Here is a 21,397-nt window from a genome sequence, read left to right as displayed (position 1 = left end):
CTCTTTGGGGCAGCGCGATGATTAAAGAGGTGGCAGCCGCGGAGGGAATACGGATGTCGCTCAAAACGCTGTACTCCTCCGCACTCCGCCCGCGCCGTCGGTTCATCCCTGCCGGCGGTCGTCGGCTCCGGTCCCCAGTGGACTGAGCCGGAAGCCGTTTCCAACGTTCCGAGAGGTTGTTCGTGTCGGCCAGCACATCCCGTACGCTCCCGCCGGAGATCGCCGAGTCGGAGTCTGTCATGGCGCTCATCGAGCGGGGAAAGGCTGAGGGGCAGATCGCCGGCGACGATGTGCGCCGGGCCTTCGAGGCTGACCAGATTCCGCCAACCCAGTGGAAGAACGTACTGCGCAGCCTCAACCAGATCCTCGACGAGGAGGGTGTGACGCTGATGGTCAGTGCCGCAGAGGCGCCCAAACGCACCCGTAAGAGCGTCGCAGCGAAGAGCCCGGCAAAGCGCACCGCCACCAAGACTGTCGCGGCCAAGACGGTCACCGCCAAGAAGGCCCCCGCCGCCCCGGTCGCCCCCACCGCGGACCCGGGCGCCGCCCCGGCCGGTGAGGTCGCGGCCGCCCCCGCGAAGAAGGCCGCCGCCAAGAAGACCGCGGCCAAGAAGACGGTCGCCAAGAAGGCCACCACCGCCGCCGCCAAGAAGACGGTCGCGAAGAAGACCACCGCCAAGAAGGACGTCACCGACGAGCTCCTCGAGGGCGAGGACGTCATCGAGGAGGCACCGGGCAAGCCCGGCCCCGAGGGCGCCGAGGCCGAGCCGGAGAACGCGGGCTTCGTGCTCTCCGACGAGGACGAGGACGACGCCCCCGCGCAGCAGGTCGCCGCGGCCGGTGCCACCGCCGACCCGGTCAAGGACTACCTCAAGCAGATCGGCAAGGTCCCGCTGCTCAACGCCGAGCAGGAGGTCGAGCTCGCCAAGCGCATCGAGGCCGGTCTGTTCGCCGAGGACAAGCTCGCCAACTCCGACAAGCTGGCCCCCAAGCTCAAGCGCGAGCTGGAGATCATCGCCGAGGACGGCCGCCGCGCCAAGAACCACCTCCTGGAGGCCAACCTCCGTCTGGTGGTCTCGCTGGCCAAGCGCTACACGGGCCGCGGCATGCTCTTCCTGGACCTCATCCAGGAGGGCAACCTCGGTCTGATCCGCGCGGTCGAGAAGTTCGACTACACCAAGGGCTACAAGTTCTCCACGTACGCCACCTGGTGGATCCGTCAGGCGATCACCCGCGCCATGGCCGACCAGGCCCGCACCATCCGTATCCCGGTGCACATGGTCGAGGTCATCAACAAGCTGGCGCGCGTTCAGCGCCAGATGCTCCAGGACCTGGGCCGTGAGCCCACTCCGGAGGAGCTGGCCAAGGAGCTCGACATGACCCCCGAGAAGGTCATCGAGGTCCAGAAGTACGGCCGTGAGCCGATCTCGCTGCACACCCCGCTGGGCGAGGACGGCGACAGCGAGTTCGGTGACCTCATCGAGGACTCCGAGGCGGTCGTCCCGGCCGACGCGGTCAGCTTCACCCTGCTCCAGGAGCAGCTGCACTCCGTGCTCGACACGCTCAGCGAGCGCGAGGCGGGCGTGGTCTCGATGCGCTTCGGCCTCACCGACGGTCAGCCGAAGACTCTCGACGAGATCGGCAAGGTCTACGGCGTGACGCGTGAGCGCATCCGTCAGATCGAGTCCAAGACGATGTCGAAGCTGCGCCACCCGTCCCGCTCCCAGGTCCTCCGCGACTACCTGGACTGATGCGGACCGCCGCTTCATAGCCGCCTTACGGCGTAAGCGGTACAGCGCGAAGGCCGGGCTCCCTCCGAGGGAGCCCGGCCTTCGCGCTGCGCGGTGCCAAGTCCCCCGGCGTCCCGTTCCCCGCTTGGGCCCACTCGGGATGCGCTTCGCGACAGAGGGGGTAACGCTGAGTATGCGTCTTGCTCCGTATGGTCAGGAGGCCGCATGTCCAGGTCGCCCCGCTCGCTCCTCATCGCCCTGGCGGTGCCGCTGGCCGCCGCGCTCGCGATAGTGCTCACCGCGCCCGCCCCGGCGACGGCCGACCGGGTGGTGATCGGCGGGCATCCGGCCCGTACGGTCGAGGCGCCCTGGGCGGTGGCCGTGGCCAGCCGTGCGCTCTTCGGGGAGAAGAGGTCGGGCCAGTTCTGCGGCGGGGCGGTGGTGGGCCCCACAACGGTGGTCACGGCGGCCCACTGCCTGAGTCGTGGGGTGCTCGGCAAGGACTGGCGGGAGGTACGGGACCTGAAGGTGATCATCGGTCGTAACGACCTGCGCAAGAAGGACGGGGTGGAGTACCCGCTCGCGCGTGTGTGGGTCAATCCGGCGTACGAGGGCGACAACAGGGCCGGGGACATCGCGGTGCTCACCCTGGGGGTCGCGGTGCCCGCGGCCTACACGATCCGTATGGCGGCCACCGGCGACAAGGCGTACCAGCCGGGTGAGCGGGCCGCGGTGTACGGCTGGGGCGATACGGAGGGCGATGGAACCTATGCCTCGTCGCTGCGCACCGCGACGGTCCAGGTGCTGGCCGACAGCGTCTGTGAGAGCGCCTATCCGGGCAACGCCGAGGGGGACTACGACCCGCGCTCCATGGTCTGCGCGGGGCTGCCGGACGGGGGCCGGGATGCCTGCCAGGGGGACAGTGGAGGGCCTCTGGTGGTCCGGGGGCGGCTGGTGGGCCTGGTGTCCTGGGGGAGTGGATGCGCCGTGGCGGGGCGGCCCGGCGTCTACACGAGGATCTCCTCGGTGGCGGGTCTGGTGGCCGCCCATGACTGACGCGGAGCCCGGAGGTGCCTGTGGGCCCGGGGGCGCCTGTGGAAGGGCCTGGAAGGGGTCCCTGGGCGAGCCCCGCAGGGCCCTTGCGTCATGCCGAGGGCGCCGAAAGCGCTGAAACCGCGGAGAGACCCACGATACGAGCGTGGGCGGCCGCCCCGGTCAGGGGGCAGACCGCCCGGAATCCGGCCCTGGGCCGGCGTCGCTCGTCGTCGTGGGTATGAGGCGTCAGCGTTCGTCCTCGGACGCGGACGCCGGAACGGCCGTGAGTCGCTCGGTCTCGTCCTGTATTTCCGCGGCGATCTTCTTGAGTTCCGGCTCGAACTTGCGCCCGTGGTGGGCGCAGAAGAGCAGTTCACCACCGCTGATCAGCACGACGCGCAGGTACGCCTGGGCGCCGCAGCGATCGCAGCGGTCAGCGGCCGTCAACGGGCTCGCGGGGGTCAGAACAGTAGTCACGTCGCCTCTTCTCTAGCTCGACGAGCTGTCGTACCAGGGTCAACATCCAACCAGCCTGAAATCGTTCCCGCTCGTGGCTTTTTCCCAAAAGTTGCTTCTGAGTAGGCCGGATGGTGACGTTTGGCGGCGAATGAGCCGTATTGCCTAGCTTTGATGCTTCGCGTCGATTGTCTGGTTTGCCCTCCCGGCCGGGTTGCCGGTTGTGAATGAGGACGTGCCCGGAGCCTAAATGGTTCATGCCTGAAAGGGAACGTGATCTGTGCGGCACCGCCGCGAGCTATCGAACGTACGAGCGAAACGGTGGCCAGTGCGACTAGCATGGACGTTTCCATGGGTGGCGGCACAAAGGCTCTATCAGGCCTCGGTACGCTCTGTCGGGCGACCATGCCACCATCGTGCCCACAGCCGGGCCAACCAGAAATTCAGCGAGGAGCGAACCGCGTGACCGCCGACACGTCCGTGCCGTCCACTGCGCTGCTGACCGGAGCAGACCGGGGCGGCGGTAACTACACCGCGCGGCACCTTCTCGTCCTCGAGGGGCTCGAGGCGGTGCGCAAGCGCCCCGGCATGTACATCGGCTCCACCGACAGCCGTGGTCTCATGCACTGCCTCTGGGAGATCATCGACAACTCGGTGGACGAAGCCCTGGGCGGCTTCTGCGATCACATCGAGGTGATCCTCCACGACGACGGATCCGTGGAGGTGCGGGACAACGGCCGGGGGATCCCGGTGGACATCGAGCCCAAGACGGGGCTGTCCGGCGTCGAGCTGGTGATGACCAAGCTGCACGCCGGCGGAAAGTTCGGCGGCGGCGCGTACGCGGCCTCCGGCGGTCTGCACGGCGTCGGCGCCTCCGTGGTGAACGCGCTGTCCGCCCGTCTCGACGTGGAGGTGGACCTCAACGGCAGGACCCACGCGATCAGCTTCCGCCGCGGCGTCCCCGGGATCTTCACCGAGTCCGGGCCGGACGCCCCGTTCGACCCGTCCAGCGGCCTCCTCAAGGGCAAGAGGGTTCCCAAGACCCGCACCGGCACCCGCACCCGTTACTGGGCGGACCGCCAGATTTTCCTCAAGGACGCCAAGCTCTCCGTGGAGACGCTGTACGCGCGCGCCCGGCAGACCGCGTTCCTGGTGCCGGGGCTCACCCTGGTGGTCCGGGACGAGCGGGGTCTGGAGGGGCAGGAGGGGCCGGTCGAGGAGACCTTCCGGTACGACGGGGGGATCAGCGAGTTCTGTGAGTACCTCGCCCAGGACAAGCCCGTCTGCGATGTGCTGCGGCTGTCCGGACAGGGCACCTTCAAGGAGACCGTGCCGGTCCTCGACGAGCACGGCCACATGACCCCGACCGAGGTCACCCGCGACCTGGGTGTCGACATCGCGTTGCGCTGGGGCACCGGCTACGACACGACGGTCAAGTCCTTCGTCAACATCATCGCCACCCCCAAGGGCGGCACTCACGTCTCCGGCTTCGAGCGCTCGATCGCCAGGACGGTGAACGAGGCGCTGCGCGCCACCAAGCTGCTGCGGGTCGCCGAGGACGACGTCGTCAAGGACGACGCCATGGAGGGCCTGACGGCGGTGGTGACCGTAAGGCTGGCGGAGCCGCAGTTCGAGGGCCAGACCAAGGAGGTGCTGGGCACCTCGGCGGCCTCCCGCGTCGTGGCCAATGTGGTCTCCAAGGAGCTCAAGGCGTTCCTGACCTCCTCCAAGCGGGACGACAAGCAGCAGGCCCGCGCCATCCTGGAGAAGGTCGTGGCCGCGGCCCGTACGCGCATCGCCGCCCGTCAGCACAAGGAGGCACAGCGCCGTAAGACCGCGCTGGAGTCCTCCTCGCTGCCCGCGAAGCTGGCCGACTGCCGCAGTGATGATGTGGACCGCAGCGAGCTGTTCATCGTCGAGGGGGACTCGGCGCTCGGTACGGCCAAGCTCGCCCGGAACTCCGAGTTCCAGGCGCTGCTGCCGATCCGCGGCAAGATCCTCAACACCCAGAAGTCGTCCGTCTCCGACATGCTGAAGAACGCCGAGTGCGGAGCGATCATCCAGGTCATAGGGGCGGGGTCGGGCCGTACGTTCGACATCGACCAGGCGCGCTACGGCAAGGTGATCTTCCTCGCGGACGCCGATGTCGACGGCGCCCACATCCGCTGTCTGCTGCTGACACTCTTCCAGCGCTATATGCGGCCGATGGTCGAGCAGGGACGGGTCTTCTCGGCGGTGCCGCCGCTGCACCGGGTGGAGCTGGTCAACCCCAAGCGTGGCCAGGAGAAGTACCTCTACACATACTCGGACAACGAGCTGCGGGAGACGCTGCTGGACCTGGAGCGCCGGGAGATCCGCTACAAGGACGGCATCCAGCGCTACAAGGGTCTCGGTGAGATGGACGCCGACCAGCTCGCGGAGACCACGATGGACCCGCGCCACCGCACCCTGCGGCGCATCAACATCAGCGACCTGGAGGCCGCCGAGCGCGCCTTCGACCTGCTCATGGGCAATGAGGTCGCGCCCCGTAAGGAGTTCATCACCAACTCGGCGGCGACCCTGGACCGGTCGCGCATCGACGTCTGACGCCCGGCCCTCGGCAGGGCCGGTCCGGCGGGGTCTCCCACCCGGGAGACCCCGCCGGCGTTTCCCCGCGCTACTCACTCCTGTAGTGCCGTTTCCGGGCTGTTCATCACCTGAGTCACCTGATGGGGTGAAGGTCCGGTATTGAACGGCTCTGGATCTCTCTGATCTGCACATCCTTGGTCACGCGGCGAATGCCGCAGTGAACAAGGAGTGTTCGGGGTGGACATGCACAACGCGCGCGACACGGGAGCGGCGCGGCTGGAGGACCCGTGGTACGACGCGCTCGCGTCCGGCTGGGGTGAGGCGGACGACACGGAGGGTGAACCCAGGCGTGCGCGTCCGCCCGCCGCCCAGGCGGTCTACACGGAGGTGCACGGCAGCGCCGCGTTCCAGGAGGTGCGCCGGCGCTACCGCCGGTTCGTGTTCCCCGCGGCCGCAGCGTTCCTCATCTGGTACCTCGCGTATGTCGTCGCGGCCACCACCGCACCCCGGCTGATGGCCCGCCCAGTTGTGGGCACGCTCAATGTGGCGATGGTCGCGGGGCTCGCGCAGTTCGCCACCACCTTCCTGCTGACCTGGGTGTACGCCCGGCACGCACGGCTGCGCCGGGACCGGGTCGCGCTCGAACTCCGCTGGGTGACGCAGGAGATGATGCGGGGGCACGGGCGGTGACCGGCGATCAGCGGAACCTGGCGCTGCTGCTCTTCGGCGTCTTCGTGGCGTCCACCCTGGCCATCACCACCTGGGCGGGGCGCCGGCACGGCTCGCCGGAGGAGTTCTACGCGGGCGGGCGGCTGTTCTCCCCGATGGAGAACGGCTTCGCCATCGCCGGTGACTACATGTCCGCCGCGTCCTTCCTCGGGATCTCCGGCCTGATCGCGCTCTTCGGCTATGACGGGGTGCTGTACTGCGTGGGCTTCTTCGTGGCCTGGCTGGTGGTCCTGCTGCTGGTGGCCGAACTGGTCCGCAACTGCGGCCGGTTCACCCTGGCCGATGTGCTGGCCGCCCGGATGCGGGAGCGCCGGGTCCGGATCGCCGCGGGCATCTCGTCGGTCACGGTCTGTGTGCTCTATCTCGTGGCCCAGATGGTCGGCGCGGGCAGTTTGGTCGCCCTGCTGCTCGGGGAGACGGGCGGCCGTGCCCGCGCCTGGACGGTGATCGGCGTGGGCACCCTGATGGTGGTCTTCGTGGCGCTCGGCGGGATGCGCGCCACCACCTGGATCCAGATCGTGAAGGCCGTGCTGCTGATGGGCGGGGCGATCGCGCTGACCGCCCTGGTCCTCGTCCGCTTCCGCGGCGATCTCGACACCCTGCTCAGCACCGCCGCGCGGAACAGCGGCCGCGGCGTGGACTTCCTCGCCCCCGGGCTCAAGTACGGCGGCGGCTGGACCGCCCGGCTGGACTTCGTGAGCCTCGGCCTCGCCCTGGTGCTGGGCACCGCCGGGCTGCCGCACATCCTCTCGCGCTTCTACACCGTGCCCACCGCCCGGGCCGCCCGCCGCTCGGTGATCTGGTCCATCTGGCTGATCGGCGGCTTCTACCTGATGACGATCGTGCTCGGCTTCGGCGCGGCCGCCGTGCTGGGCACCGATGCCGTACGAACCTCCAACGCGGCCGGGAACACGGCCGTTCCGCTGCTCGCGCTCGACCTCGGGGGCGGCGCCGGATCGACCGGGGGCACCGTGCTGTTCGCGGTCGTCGCCGCGATCGCCTTCGCCACCATCCTGGCCGTCGTCGCCGGGATCACCCTCGCCTCCTCGGCCTCCGTCGCCCATGACCTCTACGCCTCGCTGAGCAGGCGGGCGGGCCGCACCCAGCGCGGCGAGGTGGTGGTCGCGCGGATCGCGGCGGTGGGGATCGGGGCGGCCGCGATCGGGCTGGGGCTGCTCGCCGAGGACCTCAATGTGGCGTTCCTGGTGGGGCTCGCGTTCGCCGCCGCCGCGTCGGCGAACCTCCCGGTGCTGCTGTACTCGCTGTTCTGGCGGCGGTTCACCGCGCGGGGCGCGGTCTGGTCGGTCTACGGGGGGCTGCTTCCGGCGGTGGTGCTGGTGGTGCTGTCCCCGGTGGTCTCCGGCGGCCCGGACGCGATCTTCTCCGGGGTGGACTTCCACCTCTTCCCGCTCCAGAACCCGGGGCTGGTCTCGGTGCCCCTCGGGTTCCTCGCGGGCTGGCTCGGGACGGTCACCTCACCCGCCCCCGCGGATCTCCCCGGCCATGCCGCCGAGCACGCCGAGACGGAGGTGCGGGCGCTCACCGGGGCGGGCGCGGCCTGAGACGGGGGCGGGGCCTGAGGTGGCGGGCGCGGCCTGAGGTGGGGAAGGGCTCAGACCCAGTCGTAGCGGTGCTCGGGGCGGCCGGTCTCGCCGTATTTCAGGCTCAGCCGCACCCGGCCCGTGCGCTCAAGCAGCTTCAGATAGCGCTGTGCGGTCTGTCTGCTGAGCGAGGAGCGCTCGGCCACCTCCTGCGCCGACAGCGGGCCCTCCGCGCCCCGCAGCACCTCCCGTACGAGATCGGCGGTGAGCGCGGAATGGCCCTTGGGCAGCTCCGCGGGCCCGGCCGAGGCGCCGCCCAGGGCGCCGAAGATCCGGTCCACCTGGTCCTGCCCGGCCTCGCCGTCGCCCTCAAGGGCGCGGCGCAGTGCCGCGTACCCCTCCAACTTGGCCCGCAGCCCCGCGAAGGTGAACGGCTTGACCAGGTACTGGAGCGCGCCATGGCGCATGGCCGCCTGGACGGTCGCGATGTCGCGGGCGGCGGTCACCATGATGATGTCGGTGTGATGGCCGAGCTGCCGCAGCCGCCGCACCAGCGACAGCCCCGTCCCGTCCGGCAGATAGTGGTCGAGCAGCACCAGGTCGACGCGGGCGCCCTGGGGGCCCGCCAGGAAGGCCAGCGCCTCGGCGGCGGTGTGCGCCTGCCCGGCGACGCGGAATCCGGCCACCTTGCCGACGTACGCGGCGTTGACCCGGGCCACCCGGACGTCGTCGTCCACGACCAGCACCTCCAGGGGCCCGCCCGGTCCGGTTCCAAGGGTCATCGTGGCTCTCCTGTCGCGGTCAGCGGTGGCCCGGCCGGCTGTTCGGCCAGCGCCTCGGGGAGGACGACGGTGAACTCCGCGCCCCCGCCCTCGCGGTCGGACACGCGGACGCTGCCGCCCTGGCGTTCGGCGAGGCGGCGGACCAGCGCGAGCCCTATGCCGCGCTTGCCGTGGGCGGGCGGCTCCTTGGTCGACCAGCCCTCGGTGAAGACCACGTCGCGCCGGTCGGCGGGGATCCCGGGGCCGGTGTCGGAGACCCGCAGCAGCACCGTACGGTCGTCGGCGCACAGCTCCACCTCGACCCGCGGCTCCGCCGAACCGACCGCCGCGTCCAGGGCGTTGTCGATGAGGTTGCCGACGATCGTCACCACTCCCGGTGGGTCCACCAGCCGGTTGGGCAGCAGGCTGTCCCCGGCGACGGACAGCGAGACGCCGCGTTCGGTGGCGACCGTGGCCTTGCCGACCAGCAGGGAGGCCAGCAGCGGATCGTGCACCCGCTCGGTGACCTGCTCGGCGGTGGCCCGGTGCACCCCGATCGCCTCGGTGATGAACTCCATCGCCTCGTCGTGCAGTTCGAGTTCGATCAGGCCGAGGAGGGTGTGCATCCGGTTGGCGTGCTCATGGTCCTGGGCCCGTAGGGCGTCGATCAGGCCCCGGGTGCCGTCCAGCTCGCGGCCCAGCCGCTCCAGCTCGGTGCGGTCACGCAGGGTGACCACCGCGCCGCCGTCGTCCGTCGGCATCCGGTTGGCGACCAGCACCCGGCCGCCGCTGACGGTCAGCAGATCGGCGCCGGTGACCCGCCCGGACAGCACATCGGTCGTACGACCTGGGGACAGCACCGCCTCCAGGTGCTGCCCGGTGTCTTCGGGGCGCAGATCAAGCAGCCGCTGGGCCTCGTCGTTGATCAGGCGGATGCGGCCGTGGGCGTCGAGGGCGACGACGCCCTCCCGGATGCCGTGCAGCATCGCCTCGCGTTCGGCCAGCAGCGCCGAGATATCGGAGAAGGCCAGGTCATGGGTGCGTCGCTGGAGCCGGCGGGAGACCATGTACGCGGCCAGGGCGCCGACCGCGAGCGCGCCGCCCGCGTAGGCGAGCATCTCCGGGACCGCGGCGACGAGCCGGGCGCGCACGCTCTCGTAGGAGATGCCCACGGAGACGGCGCCCACGATATGGCCGTCCCCCGTGCGCAGGGGTACCTTGCCGCGGGCCGACCTGCCGAGGGTGCCGTCGTCGATCTCCATGACCTCCCGGCCCTCGAGGGCCTCGGTGGGGTCGGTGGAGACATGCTTCCCGATCTCGTCCGGGGAGGTGTGGGACCAGCGCACCCCGCGCCGGTCCATGATCACGACATATTCGGCGCCGGTCGCCCGGCGGATGCGCTCCGCCTCGGTCTGCACCGGCCCGCCGGGGGTGGGCCGGGTGTGCTGGAGCGCGTCGGCCATCCGGGGCTCGGCGGCCGTGGTCTGGGCGATGGCGAGGGCGCGGCGCATGGCCTGGTCGTCGAGGTGGTCGCTGAGCGGCGCGAGGAAGAGGCCGGTCGCGAGCACGGTGACACCCGTGGCGATGGCCAGCTGCATCAGCAGGACCTGGGAGAAGACGCGTCGGGGCCAGCCGATGCGCCACCTTGTGGCCGTGGCTGCCGGCCCCGGCGGTATCGCGGCGCTCATGGCAACGAAGGGTAACCAAGCGCGGGTGGGAGGGGCCGGGGCAGGACCTGGGGAGGCGCCCGCGGAGAGGCCCGGGAGCGGCGGTCCCGGGGTGCTACGGGGGTGGGTGCGGGCTTACGAGAGCGTCGCCCGGGGCGTCAGAGGCGCCCGGCGGCCATCGCCCGTACGCCGTGCGTGTGCGCGGGCCGCCGGGCGGTCCGGATCCCGACGACCTCCATCCGGGCCGGGGAGCCTAGGGGGAGCCCGCAGCTCTCCGGCCGCGGCGGCGCCGCGGCGAGCTGTGCGACGCTCACGCGCCAGGCCCGGCCGTCGCGGTGCGCGACGGTCACGGACCAGACCGGGGCCTCGCCCTCGGTCCGTACGACGGTCAGCGCGTCGGTCCCGTCCTCGCCGGTCAGCTCGCGGACGGCCAGCTCCGCCGCCTGGCCGGGGCGCTCCCAGGCGGAGCGGCCGCGGCAGCCGTCGGTGACCACCCGGCCGTTCCGCAGCGCCTCGATGACGTCCTTGACGCCCTGCGCGGTGGCACGGCCGTAGGTGTAGCCGTGGGGCAGCACGACGAGGGTGGGGGAGAAGCGATGGCCGCCGATATGGGTGATCTCCCAGGTGCCGTGGACCCCGGAGGCGGCAAGCTCACCGGCCAGCGGGCGGCCGAGGAGGGCGCAGCAGCGGTCGCGCTTGCCGTTGGTGCACACCAGCACCAGTGGATCGCCGGTGTACTCCTCCCAGGCGGCGGGGTCAGCGGCGGGGTCATGGGGCTCGTTGGGCTTGTGGGGCTCGTGGGGCCGAAGGGTGAGCCCGCCGGGGTCGCCCGCGCCCAGCGCGGTGAGATCCAGGCCGAGCAGCCGCGCCGGGTCGTCCAGGGCGGTGGTGCGGATCCAGGAGCGGCCGGGCCGGGTGTGGGCCACGAACACCCGGTGCCGGGCGCCGGTGTGCAGATCGGCGTGGCGGCCGGGGCGGCGGATCAGCGCGACCCGTACGCCGGTGCCCTCGGCGGCGCGCTCCAGGGCGCGCCCTACGGCCGGGTCGAGCCGGCTGGCGGTGAGGGCCTCGGTGCCCCAGGGTCCGGGCTGTTCCACCAGCAGCCAGGTGGAGGCGGTGGCCGCCGTCCCGGCGAGCGGCTCGGACAGGTCGCGGGAGGCGGTCGCGCACGTGCTCACGAAGGTAAGCCTAACCTCTCTTGATCGAGAGCGCGCGCCGGGCCGTACGTACGCGCCGGAGCCGTGGTGGAGGGACGAGCGATCGGAGCCGGACGGCGCCATCGGCCCCGGGCGGCGGAGCGCGGCAGTCCGTATTCCGCCGCGTACTCGCCGTTCCATGCGATGGGAGCAGGCGGGAAAATGACGCCCAGGGGGCGGAGGGGGCGGATATGGGTGGGTTATGGGCGCGATGGCGCAGCCGCCGGGGGAGACGCGGGGCGCGCTCGCTGGATCCCGGGCTGAGGGCCATGGTGAGGGCGGCCTACGACGAGGGGCGGCCGATTCCCGAATCGCTCGCCCGTAAGGCGGCCGAGTCCGGTGATCCGCGGGGGATGACCGTCTACGGCATCGGGCTGGGGCAGCGCGGCGCGTACGCCGAGGCCGTCCACTGGCTCGGTAAGGCCGCCGCGACGGGGGATCTCTCGGCCATGGTGGTGCTCGGCACCGTCCACCTGGACCGTGGCGAGCTGGGCGAGGCCGAGCGGCACTTCCAGCGGGCGGCCGACCGCGGCCACGACGGCGCGCGCCTCGCCCTCCGCCAGATGCGCGCCCGGCGCAACGGAAGCGGCCACTGAATCGTCCGCCCGTCCGCCCGTCCGCCGTCCGGTGGCCGCCTTCTTCGGGGCGCCCGGCCGCGAGCGGGGGTAGCTCCCGGCGGCAGCCGGGGAAGCCTGGTGCGGTCGCGTGTCCGGGGGAGGCTCGCCCCGTCGTGGGCGGGGCGTACTCGGGCCGCTCCGGCAACGCGGCGAGGGCCCGTGCCGGGCGCCAGGAGCGGGGCAGCCGTCACATCGGGTCATGCGGGCCCCGTCGGGCCGTGCCGCACGCCCGGAGCGGGGCGGCCCGTGTGCGGACGGGCCCGAGGGGGTGAGCAGTGCCTGTGCCCACGTACGGCGCGGTGTCTGCGTACGGCGTCGCGGTGCCCTCGTACGGCGAGGTGCCCTCGTACGGTGCGGTGCCCTCGTACGGCGTTGCGGGTGTCTGCGTGCGGCGTTGCGGTGCCCGCGTACGGCGCGGTGCGCGGCACCCTCGCGGTGCCGCGCCCCTGCGCGCTCGTCCTGCTCGTCCGGGCCAGACCCGGCTCGTCCGGGCCCGTTCCGCCAGCCCTGCCCGTCCTGCCAGACCGGCCCGTCCGCTACACCTGCCCGGCCCCGGCTACACCTGCCCGGCCCCGGCTACACCTGCCCGGCCCCGGCTACACCTGCCCGGCCCCGGCTACACCTGCCCGGCCCCGGCTACACCTGCCCGGCCCCGGCTACACCTGCCCGGCCCCGGCTACACCTGCCCGGCCCCGGCTACACCGGCCCGGCCACCACCGTCACCGGCTTGGCGAGCGGTTCGCCCGAGCCGTCCCGGCGCGGGTCGATCTCCGGCAGGGCCGCCGGGGTGCCGTTCGGCCCCGCCGCGCGGGCCGGGATCGTGCCCGCCCAGGCCATGACCAGGCAGTCCTCGCCCTTCAGGAACCGCTGACAGCGCACCCCGCCCGTGGCCCGGCCCTTGCGCGGGTACTGGTCGAAGGGGGTGAGCTTGGCCGACTGCTGCACCGAGTCATCGAGCGTGCCGCTCGCGCCCGCGACCGTGAAGACCACCGCGTCGCTCGCCGGGTCGACGGCCGTGAACGAGATCACCTTGGCGCCGGAGCCGAGCTTGACGCCTGCCATACCGCCCGCGGCGCGGCCCTGCGGCCGCACCTGGCTCGCCGCGTAGCGCAGCAGCTGGGCGTCGTCGGTGATGAAGACCAGGTCCTCCTCGCCGGTGGACAGCTCCACCGCGCCCACGATCCGGTCGCCCTCCTTGAGGCCGATGATCTCCAACTCGTCCTTGTTGGCGGGGTAGTCGGGGACCACGCGCTTGACGACGCCCTGCTCCGTGCCGATCGCGAGCCCCGGTGAGGACTCGTCCAGGGTGGTGAGGCAGATCAGCTCCTCGTCGTCCTCCAGGGAGAGGAACTCGGCGATGGGCGCCCCGCCCGACAGATTCGGGGGTGCGGCCGACTCCGGGAGCATCGGGAGGTCGATCACCGAGAGCCGCAGCAGCCGCCCGGTGGAGGTCACGGCGCCCACGGAGCCGCGGGCCGTGGCCGGGACCGCCGAGACGATCACATCGTGCTTGGCGCGCTTGGCCTTCCCCTCGACCGGGAACGGCTCGCCGTCGGCGGTGCGGGCCAGCAGACCGGTGGAGGACAGCAGCACCCGGCAGGGGTCGTCCGCGACCTCCAGCGGCACCGCGGTCACCGGCGCGTTCGACGACTCCAGCAGCACCGTGCGGCGCGGGGTGCCGAACTTCTTGGCCACCGCGGCCAGTTCGGAGGAGACCAGCTTGCGCAGCTCGGCGTCGGAGTCGAGGATCCGGGTCAGCTCCTCGATCTCGGCGTTGAGCCGGTCGCGCTCCGACTCCAGCTCCAGCCGGTCGAACTTGGTCAGCCGGCGCAGCGGGGTGTCCAGGATGTACTGGGTCTGGATGTCGGAGAGGCCGAAGCGCTCGATGAGGGACCGCTTGGCCTCCGCCGCGTTCTCGCTCTGCCGGATGAGGCGGATGACCTCGTCGATGTCGAGCAGGGCCACCAGCAGACCCTCGACCAGGTGCAGCCGGTTCAGCCGCTTGGTGCGCCGGAACTCGCTGCGCCGCCGGACCACATTGAAGCGGTGGTCGAGGTAGACCTCCAGCAGCTCCTTGAGGCCCAGCGTGAGCGGCTGGCCGTCCACCAGCGCCACGTTGTTGATGCCGAAGGACTCCTCCATCGGCGTGAGCTTGTAGAGCTGCTCCAGCACGGCCTCGGGGTTGAAGCCGTTCTTGATCTCGATGACCAGCCGCAGCCCGTGCTCACGGTCGGTGAGGTCCTTGACGTCCGCGATGCCCTGGAGCTTCTTCGAGCCGACCAGGTCCTTGATCTTGGAGATGACCTTCTCGGGCCCCACGGCGAAGGGCAGCTCGGTGACGACGAGGCCCTTACGGCGGGCCGTCACGTCCTCCACGGCCACCGTGGCGCGGATCTTGAAGGTGCCGCGGCCCGTCTCGTACGCGTCCCGGATGCCGCTCATGCCCACGATCCGGCCGCCGGTGGGCAGGTCGGGCCCCGGCACATGCCGCATCAGCGTGTCGAGGTCCGCGCCCGGGTGCCTGATCAGATGGCGGGCGGCGGCGATGACCTCGCCCAGGTTGTGCGGCGGCATATTGGTGGCCATGCCGACCGCGATCCCGGACGTGCCGTTGACCAGCAGGTTCGGATAGGCGGCGGGGAGGGTGACGGGCTCCTGCTCGCTGCCGTCGTAGTTCGGGGAGAAGTCGACCGTGTCCTCGTCGATCGACTCGGTCATCAGCGAGGTGGCCGACGCCATCCGGCACTCGGTGTACCGCATCGCGGCCGGCGGGTCGTCGTTGCCCAGCGAGCCGAAGTTCCCGTGGCCGTCGACCATCGGCAGGCGCATGGAGAACGGCTGCGCCATGCGCACCAGCGCGTCGTAGATCGACGCGTCGCCGTGCGGGTGGAGCTTTCCCATCACCTCGCCGACGACGCGGGCGCACTTCACATAGGAGCGCTCGGGGCGCAGGCCCATGTCGTTCATCTGGTAGAGGATGCGGCGGTGCACGGGCTTGAGCCCGTCTCGGGCGTCGGGCAGCGCGCGCGAGTAGATGACCGAGTAGGCGTACTCGAGGTAGGAGCCCTGCATCTCGTCGACGACGTCGATGTCGAGGATGCGCTCCTCGAAGTCGTCCGGCGGCGGGGTCTTCGTGCGGCGGCGGGCCATCGCGCTTGGGGCTCCTTCAACTGCCGATGCGGGATCTGACGCGGACCATTGTGGCCCGGTCCACCGACAAGTGTGGAACGGGCCGGGGCGCGAGCGGCCCGGGCGGCCCCGGAACCGCGCCCGGCGGCACCGCGCGAAGCCCCCTCGGAGGGGTCCGGATCCGGCGCCGGAGGGCTCGCGGAAACGGTTCGGGACCGCTCGGCGGGACGGGAGTGGACCGGAACTTCGCCAGATGTCCGTCCCCTTGCATACAGTGACAGAAGCGCTGCGCAAGCGGCTGGCACGCGCTCCATCACGCGATCGAAGGGACGTACATGCCCATGGGTCACACGGCCACGCAGCAGGCCGGCTCCGGCGGCTTGAAAGCGACTGAGCACCGCCTGGCCAATGGCCTGCGCGTGGTGCTCTCCGAGGACCATCTGACCCCGGTCGCCGCGGTCTGTCTGTGGTACGACGTCGGCTCGCGCCATGAGGTCAAGGGGCGCACCGGCCTGGCGCACCTCTTCGAGCACCTGATGTTCCAGGGCTCGGCGCAGGTCACCGGCAACGGCCACTTCGAGCTGGTGCAGGGGGCCGGCGGCTCGCTCAACGGCACGACCAGCTTCGAGCGCACCAACTACTTCGAGACCATGCCCGCCCACCAGGTCGAGCTCGCCCTGTGGCTGGAGGCCGACCGGATGGGGTCCCTTCTGACCGCGCTGGACGAGGAGAGCCTGGAGAACCAGCGCGACGTCGTCAAGAACGAGCGCCGCCAGCGGTACGACAACGTCCCGTACGGCACCGCCTTCGAGAAGCTCGTCGCCATGGCGTACCCCGAGGGCCACCCGTACCACCACACCCCGATCGGCTCCATGGCCGACCTGGACGCGGCCTCCCTGGAGGACGCGCGGGAGTTCTTCCGCACCTACTACGCCCCCAACAACGCCGTGCTGGCGATCGTCGGCGACATCGACCCCGAGCAGACGCTCGCCTGGATCGAGAAGTACTTCGGCTCCATCCCCTCCCACGAGGGCAAGCGGCCGCCGCGTGACGGCACGCTCCCGGAGGTGATCGGCGGTCAGCTGCGCGAGGTCGTGGAGGAGGAGGTCCCGGCCCGCGCCCTGATGGCCGCCTACCGGCTGCCGCACGACGGCACCCGTGAGGCCGACGCCGCCGACCTGGCGCTGACCGTCCTCGGCGGCGGCGAGTCCTCCCGGCTCCACAACCGCCTGGTGCGCCGCGACCGCACCGCCGTGGCCGCCGGGTTCGGCCTGCTGCGGCTGTCGGGCGCCCCCTCGCTGGGCTGGCTGGACGTGAAGACCTCCGGCGGTGTCGAGGTGCCCGCCATCGAGGCCGCCGTCGACGAGGAGCTGGCCCGCTTCGCCGAGGAGGGGCCGACCCCGCAGGAGATGGAGCGCGCCCAGGCGCAGATCGAGCGCGAGTGGCTGGACCGGCTGGCCACGGTCGGCGGCCGGGCCGACGAGCTCTGCCGTTACGCGGTGCTCTTCGGCGACCCGCAGCTGGCGCTGACCGCCGTGGAGCGGGTGCTCGACATCAGCCCCGAGGAGGTGCGGGCCGTGGCCGCGGCGCGGCTGCGCCCCGACAACCGCGCCGTGCTGGTCTACGAGCCCGTCCAGGGTGCCGAGGACGCAGCCGACACCGCCGAAGCCGCCGAGACCGACGCAGAAGGGGAGGCGGCCCAGTGAGCGACGCCGTCACCGCGACCATGACCTTCCACCCGCAGCCCAAGGGCGGCGCCCCCAGGCCGTGGGCGTTCCCCGCCCCCGAGCGCGGTGAGCTGCCCAACGGCCTCACCGTGCTGCGCTGCCACCGCCCCGGCCAGCAGGTCGTCGCCGTGGAGATCAACCTGGAGGCGCCGCTGGACGCCGAGCCGGCCGGGCTCGAAGGCGTCGCCACGATCATGGCGCGCGCCCTGTCGGAGGGCACCGACAAGCACGACGCCGAGGAGTTCGCCGCCGAGCTCGAGCGCTGCGGCGCCACGCTGGACGCCCACGCCGACCACGCCGGCGTCCGCGTCTCCCTGGAGGTCCCGGTCTCCCGGCTGCCCAAGGCGCTCGGTCTGGTGGCCGACGCGCTGCGCGCCCCCGCCTTCCCGGACGGCGAGGTCGAGCGGCTGGTGCGCAACCGGCTGGACGAGATCCCCCATGAGCTGGCCAACCCGGCCCGCCGCGCCTCCATGGCCCTCTCCGCTGAGCTCTTCCCGGCCGAGTCGCGGATGTCCCGGCCGCGCCAGGGCACCCAGGAGACCATCGAGGGCATCGACGCCGCGGCCGTGCGGGCCTTCTACGAGGCGCATCTCCGCCCCTCCACCGCCACCGCCGTCATCGTGGGCGACCTCGGCGGCGTCGACCTGGACCGGGCGCTCGTGGACACCCTCGGTGCCTGGACGGGCGGGGCGGGCGCGCCGCGCACGGCTCCGCCGATCGTCGCGGACGACACCGGCCGTGTGGTGATCGTCGACCGGCCGGGCGCGGTGCAGACCCAGCTGCTCATCGGGCGCGTGGGCGCCGACCGCCACGACCGGGTCTGGCCCGCGCAGGTGCTCGGCACGTACTGCCTGGGCGGCACCCTCACCTCCCGCCTCGACCGCGTGCTGCGTGAGGAGAAGGGCTACACCTACGGGGTGCGCGCCTTCGGACAGGTGCTGCGCTCCGGGCCCCCGTCGCCCACGGGCGGCTCCTCGGGCGCCTCGATGCTGGCGATCAGCGGCTCGGTGGCCACCGAGGTCACCGGCCCCGCGCTGGACGACCTCTGGAAGGTGCTGCGCACGCTGAAGGAGGAGGGGCTGACCGACGACGAGCGCGATGTCGCGGTGCAGAACCTGGTGGGCGTCGCCCCGCTGAAGTACGAGACGGCGGCGTCCGTCGCGAACACCCTCGCGGACCAGGTCGAGCAGCATCTTCCGGACGACTTCCAGGCGCAGTTGTACGCCCGGCTGGCGGAGACCGGCACGGTGGAGGCCACCGCCGCGGTGGTGAGCGCCTTCCCGGCGGACCGGCTGGTCACGGTGCTGGTCGGGGACGCCTCGGCGATCGAGGAGCCGGTCCGGGCGCTCGGCATCGGCGAGGTGCGCGTCATCTCCAACTGAGGCGAGGAAAGTTGGCCGGATCCGTGCGCTGAACCGCCGGTCCGGCCGACTCGCTGACGGTCCGGCGGGCGGTCCGGCGGACCTCGGGTCCATGAGCCGGCAGCGGAGGGACCCCGGTCCCGGAAGGGCGCCGGAGTCCGTCGGACATGCCCGATTTATAGGACTGACTGCTTGTTTGGTTTGTGGGGAGAGCAACAAAAAACCGGAACCGTTTGGTGATCGAAAGCGGGCCCGTTTAGCGTCAGTCCGGCTGTTCGCCAGCGACCCGCCGCATCCGCGGCACCGGACAGTCATCGCCGAGTCCCCGTACGGCGCAAGCCAGGGGAGCCGGGGACCCAACACGTCCCCAGGGGTGAATCGGGCGCCTTCCCCGGCCGGGGGAGGGGTCCGTAGGAGACCTTCCTGCTCCGAACCCGTCAGCTAACCCGGTAGGCGAGAAGGAAGGAAAGGAGTGCGCCTCAGTATGGCGTCCACCCGCACTGCCACCGGGAAGCATCGCCGCACCACCAAGGTCAACATCCGCACGAGTGCGAACGTCGTGGGCATCACGACCGTCGCCTCGGGTGTGGTCGCCGGGATCACCGGACAGGCGTTCGCGGCCGACGGGCCCCCCGACCCCCAGCAGACCGGTCTGACCCAGGCGATCGTGATCGGCGACGGGATCGCGGACCACATCGAGGCCCAGGCGCAGTCCCAGGAGACCGCCGCCGAGCAGGCCGCCGCCAAGGCCAAGGCAGAGGCGATCGCCCGCCAGGAGGCCGCCAGAAAGGCGGAGGCCGCGACGAAGAAGGCCAAGGCCGAGCGCGAGGCCAAGGAGCGCGCGGCGCGCGAGGCCGAGCGCAAGCGCCTCAACACCTTCGTGTCGCCGATCAGCGGCTCCTACGTCTCCACCGGCTACCAGGCGTCCAGCGGACTGTGGTCCTCCGGCACCCACACCGGCATCGACTTCCACGCCTCCACCGGCACCACGGTGCACTCCGTGGGCATGGGCGAGATCGTCGAGGCGGGCTGGGGCGGCTCCTACGGCAACAATGTCGTCATCAAGATGAACGACGGCACGTACACCCAGTACGGCCATCTGTCGTCGATCAGCGTCTCGGTCGGCCAGAAGGTCACCCCCGGCCAGCAGATCGGCCTGTCGGGCGCCACCGGCAACGTCACCGGACCGCATCTGCACTTCGAGGCCCGCACCAGCCCGGACTACGGCTCGGACATCGACCCGCTGTCGTACCTGCGTACGCACGGCGTCAACGTCTGACGCACGGCGTCGACGTCTGCCCCGTCGCGCGTCCGGCGCGAACGCCGCGCGGTCCCACGATCCCGGGATCCCGGGAGACTTCCGAGAAGGCCCCGTCCGCCGGACGGGGCCTTCGGCGTGCCACCGCCCGCCTGACCAAAAAATATCTATGAAATGCTTCCCGCCATCGGAAATGGCGGCCGCGTGGAATAGAGTCGTTCAACGCGCGTTCCATGGTTACGTTTCGCGGGCGTAAAGGCGGAGGTTCTACAATGCGGGACCGTAAGTGAGCGGGGATACGAACGCGGTCCAGGGCGGTCGCCGGATTTCGGCACACGCGGTCTGCACGGCGATTCGCGACGACATCGTCTCCGGTGCGTATCAGCCCGGCAGCCGCCTCACCGAGGAACTGCTCGCCCGGCGCTACGGCGTCTCCCGGGTGCCGGTCCGCGAGGCCCTGCGCACCCTGGAGTCCGAGGGATTCGTGACGACCCGGCGGCACGCGGGGGCCTGCGTCGCCCAGCCCTCCGAGCGCGAGGCGGCCGATCTGCTGGACATCCGCACGCTGCTGGAGCCGCTGGGCGCCGCACGGGCCGCACAGCGCCGCACCGAGGCCCATCTGAAGGTGCTGCGCGGACTGGTCCGGCTCGGCCGGGAGCGGGCCCAGGGCGGTCAGCTCGGCGAACTGCGGCCGCTGGGCGACTGGTTCCACGAGACGCTCGCCCAGGCGTCCGGCAGCCCGAGCCTGGCCGCGCTGCTCGTCCAGCTGCGGCGTAAGACCGCGTGGGTGTACGCGGCCGCTCCCGGGGCGTGGCCCGCGCCCCCCGAGGGCACCGTGCGCCCCGACCCGGCCGCGCGGGCCATGGAGTCCTGGGCGGAGCACGGCGCGCTGGTGGACGCGGTGGCGCGCGGCGACGCCGACCGCGCGCGGGCGCTCGCCACCGCGCACACCGAGCGCGCGCTGTCGGAATACCGGCTGCGCCGCCCGATTCCGGTGAGGACTTCGAAACATTCCGTCAACACGGCAAGCGGCCGGAATTAACAGAGCTCCCGTATACAACTCTTGGGAATTCTGTGCGCGGAAACATGAAAACGGCGGGGCCGCGGTGACCATTACGGCCACCGCGGCCCCGCCGTGTCGAATCCCTGAAATCACTCCGGGAATCAGCCAGGGAATTCCAGGCAGGGCTAGCCCGGGGTCAGACGGTCTCGGGAAGCTCCTCGAGCCCCTCCGCCACCAGCTTCGCCAGACGGTCGAGCGCGACCTCGGCGTCGTCCGCGTCGGAAGCGAGGACGACCTCCTCGCCGCCCTGGGCGCCCAGGCCGAGCACGGCCAGCATGGAGGCGGCGTTGACCGGGGTGCCGTCGCCCTTGGCGATCGTGATGGGGACGCCGGCGGCGGTGGCCGCCCGGACGAAGATCGACGCAGGGCGGGCGTGCAGGCCCTCGGCCCAGCCGATGGTGACGCGGCGCTCAGCCATGGTGTTGCCCTTCAGGTGTGACGGTGGTGTTGTCTAGACCAAAATCATACGGTGTCCGGATTCACCCGAACGATGTCCGAGTGAGCCCGGCCATGCCCGGACTGGCCCGATACGGACCTTCCCCCGACACTTGGCCCCGAT

16 protein-coding genes and 1 riboswitch are annotated in these 21,397 nt (G+C 71.6%); of the genes, 10 read left to right on the top strand and 6 right to left on the bottom strand.

Annotated features, from left to right (window positions below; translation table 11 throughout):
- Positions 1 to 182: 182 nt before the first annotated feature.
- On the top strand, positions 183 to 1,751 hold the full coding sequence (locus tag KHP12_RS16945; protein ID WP_210609996.1) for an RNA polymerase sigma factor: 1,569 nt from the start codon (positions 183 to 185) through the stop codon (positions 1,749 to 1,751).
- Between the two features lie 204 nt (positions 1,752 to 1,955).
- A complete protein-coding gene (locus KHP12_RS16940) occupies positions 1,956 to 2,786 on the top strand; it encodes a S1 family peptidase (RefSeq protein ID WP_086881190.1) in 831 nt (276 codons plus the stop codon).
- Positions 2,787 to 3,011: 225 nt separating this feature from the next.
- Here KHP12_RS16940 and KHP12_RS16935 read toward each other — a convergent pair whose 3' ends face one another.
- Positions 3,012 to 3,242 carry a DUF7455 domain-containing protein gene (locus KHP12_RS16935; RefSeq protein WP_037964812.1) on the bottom strand — a complete coding sequence of 77 codons (231 nt, stop codon included), beginning with the start codon at positions 3,240 to 3,242 and terminating at the stop codon, positions 3,012 to 3,014.
- A 441-nt stretch (positions 3,243 to 3,683) separates the two neighbouring features.
- Here KHP12_RS16935 and KHP12_RS16930 point away from each other — a divergent pair, with 441 nt between their 5' ends.
- The 3 genes from KHP12_RS16930 (at position 3,684) to KHP12_RS16920 (ending at position 8,080) form a co-directional block, all read left to right on the top strand.
- Positions 3,684 to 5,807: a DNA gyrase/topoisomerase IV subunit B gene (locus KHP12_RS16930; RefSeq protein ID WP_086881189.1), complete on the top strand. Its 2,124-nt coding sequence runs from the start codon at positions 3,684 to 3,686 to the stop codon at positions 5,805 to 5,807.
- 219 nt (positions 5,808 to 6,026) lie between these two features.
- Positions 6,027 to 6,479: a DUF485 domain-containing protein gene (locus KHP12_RS16925; RefSeq protein WP_208652951.1), complete on the top strand. Its 453-nt coding sequence runs from the start codon at positions 6,027 to 6,029 to the stop codon at positions 6,477 to 6,479.
- On the top strand, positions 6,476 to 8,080 hold the full coding sequence (locus KHP12_RS16920; RefSeq protein WP_086881188.1) for a monocarboxylic acid transporter: 1,605 nt from the start codon (positions 6,476 to 6,478) through the stop codon (positions 8,078 to 8,080). The genes KHP12_RS16925 and KHP12_RS16920 overlap by 4 nt, the downstream gene beginning before the upstream one ends.
- A gap of 50 nt (positions 8,081 to 8,130) precedes the next feature.
- Here the strand turns inward: KHP12_RS16920 and KHP12_RS16915 are convergent, their stop codons facing one another.
- The 3 genes from KHP12_RS16915 to KHP12_RS16905 all read right to left on the bottom strand — a co-directional run bounded on the left by KHP12_RS16915 (position 8,131) and on the right by KHP12_RS16905 (position 11,665).
- Positions 8,131 to 8,841, bottom strand: coding sequence for a response regulator (locus KHP12_RS16915; protein ID WP_086881187.1), 711 nt, complete (start codon positions 8,839 to 8,841; stop codon positions 8,131 to 8,133).
- Entirely contained in the window at positions 8,838 to 10,508 is a 1,671-nt protein-coding gene (locus tag KHP12_RS16910) for an ATP-binding protein (RefSeq protein ID WP_210609998.1), read from the bottom strand. Before KHP12_RS16910 ends, KHP12_RS16915 begins: the two co-directional genes overlap by 4 nt.
- A gap of 137 nt (positions 10,509 to 10,645) precedes the next feature.
- Positions 10,646 to 11,665, bottom strand: a complete 1,020-nt coding sequence (locus tag KHP12_RS16905; protein WP_086886472.1) for a ferredoxin family protein — start codon at positions 11,663 to 11,665, stop codon at positions 10,646 to 10,648.
- A gap of 287 nt (positions 11,666 to 11,952) precedes the next feature.
- Here KHP12_RS16905 and KHP12_RS16900 point away from each other — a divergent pair, with 287 nt between their 5' ends.
- Entirely contained in the window at positions 11,953 to 12,279 is a 327-nt protein-coding gene (locus tag KHP12_RS16900) for a tetratricopeptide repeat protein (RefSeq protein ID WP_245010183.1), read from the top strand.
- Between the two features lie 717 nt (positions 12,280 to 12,996).
- On the opposite strand, the gene KHP12_RS16895 is transcribed toward KHP12_RS16900, so the two are convergent.
- Positions 12,997 to 15,450, bottom strand: coding sequence for a DNA gyrase/topoisomerase IV subunit A (locus KHP12_RS16895; RefSeq protein WP_086884071.1), 2,454 nt, complete (start codon positions 15,448 to 15,450; stop codon positions 12,997 to 12,999).
- Positions 15,451 to 15,764: 314 nt separating this feature from the next.
- Here KHP12_RS16895 and KHP12_RS16890 point away from each other — a divergent pair, with 314 nt between their 5' ends.
- The 4 genes from KHP12_RS16890 (at position 15,765) to KHP12_RS16875 (ending at position 20,817) form a co-directional block, all read left to right on the top strand.
- Positions 15,765 to 17,135: a M16 family metallopeptidase gene (locus tag KHP12_RS16890; RefSeq protein ID WP_078559733.1), complete on the top strand. Its 1,371-nt coding sequence runs from the start codon at positions 15,765 to 15,767 to the stop codon at positions 17,133 to 17,135.
- Positions 17,136 to 17,155: 20 nt separating this feature from the next.
- Complete coding sequence (locus tag KHP12_RS16885; RefSeq protein WP_086884072.1) at positions 17,156 to 18,538, top strand: M16 family metallopeptidase; 1,383 nt, start codon at positions 17,156 to 17,158, stop codon at positions 18,536 to 18,538.
- A gap of 284 nt (positions 18,539 to 18,822) precedes the next feature.
- Positions 18,823 to 18,987: riboswitch (cyclic di-AMP (ydaO/yuaA leader) on the top strand.
- Between the two features lie 14 nt (positions 18,988 to 19,001).
- Complete coding sequence (locus tag KHP12_RS16880; protein WP_086884070.1) at positions 19,002 to 19,796, top strand: M23 family metallopeptidase; 795 nt, start codon at positions 19,002 to 19,004, stop codon at positions 19,794 to 19,796.
- A gap of 265 nt (positions 19,797 to 20,061) precedes the next feature.
- Positions 20,062 to 20,817 (top strand): GntR family transcriptional regulator, encoded by a 756-nt coding sequence (locus KHP12_RS16875; protein WP_086884069.1) that lies wholly within the window; start codon positions 20,062 to 20,064, stop codon positions 20,815 to 20,817.
- 157 nt (positions 20,818 to 20,974) lie between these two features.
- Here the strand turns inward: KHP12_RS16875 and KHP12_RS16870 are convergent, their stop codons facing one another.
- Positions 20,975 to 21,256 carry an HPr family phosphocarrier protein gene (locus KHP12_RS16870; RefSeq protein ID WP_020867963.1) on the bottom strand — a complete coding sequence of 94 codons (282 nt, stop codon included), beginning with the start codon at positions 21,254 to 21,256 and terminating at the stop codon, positions 20,975 to 20,977.
- Positions 21,257 to 21,397 lie beyond the last annotated feature (141 nt).

The sequence above is a fragment of the Streptomyces asiaticus genome, from assembly GCF_018138715.1.
Lineage (GTDB): Bacteria > Actinomycetota > Actinomycetes > Streptomycetales > Streptomycetaceae > Streptomyces > Streptomyces asiaticus.
This window is presented reverse-complemented; position numbering and strand designations above follow the sequence as displayed.